General features: G+C 29.7%; 1 protein-coding gene. It reads right to left on the reverse strand.

Annotation, left to right across the window (positions count from 1 at the left end):
- Positions 1 to 110: 110 nt before the first annotated feature.
- A complete protein-coding gene (locus tag I0Q91_RS14225; protein ID WP_270455323.1) occupies positions 111 to 1289 on the reverse strand; it encodes an IS110 family RNA-guided transposase in 1179 nt (392 codons plus the stop codon).
- Between the last annotated feature and the right edge of the window lie 278 nt (positions 1290 to 1567).

The following is a 1567-nucleotide window of genomic DNA, read 5'->3' on the forward strand; positions in this document are numbered from 1 at the left end:
TGAGACTAACTATATAGAGTCAAGTGATTTTTAAAAAATATTTTTAGAGATATATTGGCATGACAAATATAGCAATTGAATTGCTTAAAAATTATATGAAATCTGAAAAATTAATTTTGAGGTACAAAGTCAATATTTTTCTTTAATAAATAGAAAATAACTCTGATTAATTTTTTACCGACATGAGATAAAGCTACAAAATAATGCTTTCCTTCAGAAAGTTTTTTATTAAGATAATCTTTAAAAGTTTTATCTCTCATAGTAACAGTTCTAGCAGCTTGTAAGATAGCCCATCTTAGATATTTAGATCCTCTTTTTACCATCATGGTATGAGAGGCATCATACTTACCAGACTGATATACTGAAGGATCTAAACCTGAAAATGCTAGTAATTTTGATGGCTTGGAAAAACGATTTATATCACCAATTTCTGCAATTATTGTTGCTGCTAAAGTGTATCCAATACCTGGTATGGTAATTAATGGGGTTTTAATTTCATCGACTAGATCTTTGATTTTTTGATCAATAATATTTATTTCGCTATTTAAAAATTGAATAAATTTAATTGTTTGCTGGAGTTCAAAGGCAGTAGCTCTATTTGAAGAACCTATTGATTTGGAAGCTAACTCTTTTAATTCAATAGCCTTATCTTTAAGATATTTACCTTTTGAATTCTTTTTCAGCAAATTAGTAAGTTTAGTTAAATGACAGCTAGCTATAGCTTTAGCTGTAGGAAACTCAAAAAATAGTTTTTGTATAGATTTTTGATGGACAGTCGAAACATGATCTGCTAATTCAGGGAATATAATGGTTATCAACCGTGTATAGGATAACTTAAATTTACTACGTTGCTTTACCATTCGATGACGATATCTGGTTAATGACTTTAGCTCAATTATCTGATATGATATAGGTGAATAGGACTTTGATCTATCAGTAAAGAGCATAGTCGCAATAACCTTTGCATCGGTTTTATCTGTTTTAGTTTTCCTGAGAGTATTACCTTTTCTCTTGTTATTGGTAATAATAGGGTTGAAGATAATAACTTCAAACCCCTCAGAATACAGATAATTTGTGATATTAGTGCTGTAATGACCTGTAGATTCGAGTCCTATTTTTACATTTTTGTAATTATGAATCTGACAGATAGAGTGAATTTTTTGAGATAGTGTTTTAAAACCTTGAAGGTTGTTTAAAATTTGGAGATTGTTTTCATAAATTGTACCTTCAGAATCAATAATATAGCAGCTATGATTTGATTTTGAGATATCGATACCAACGAATAACATGAGCAACATCTCCTTAATGAAAGTATGCTGTGTTCCACAAAACTCTATGTTGAATGTATCCTTGTTATATATAAAACGTCAAGCGTTATCTAACTAATTAACAATTAAACATAGAGCTGTGGTTATAGCCTCAAGTGAAACAGTCTGCTAGAATTGGATAATAGGGATAGCAGCTGTAGGTGAATAAAACTAATCCACAGCACCTATTTAGATTATATAAAACTTTTATAAGAAAGGAAAAGTATAATGTTCTTCCCTATGTTCATTATACAAGGTGA

It is taken from the genome of Halonatronomonas betaini, assembly GCF_015666175.1.
In the GTDB taxonomy this organism is placed as follows: domain Bacteria; phylum Bacillota; class Halanaerobiia; order Halanaerobiales; family Halarsenatibacteraceae; genus Halonatronomonas; species Halonatronomonas betaini.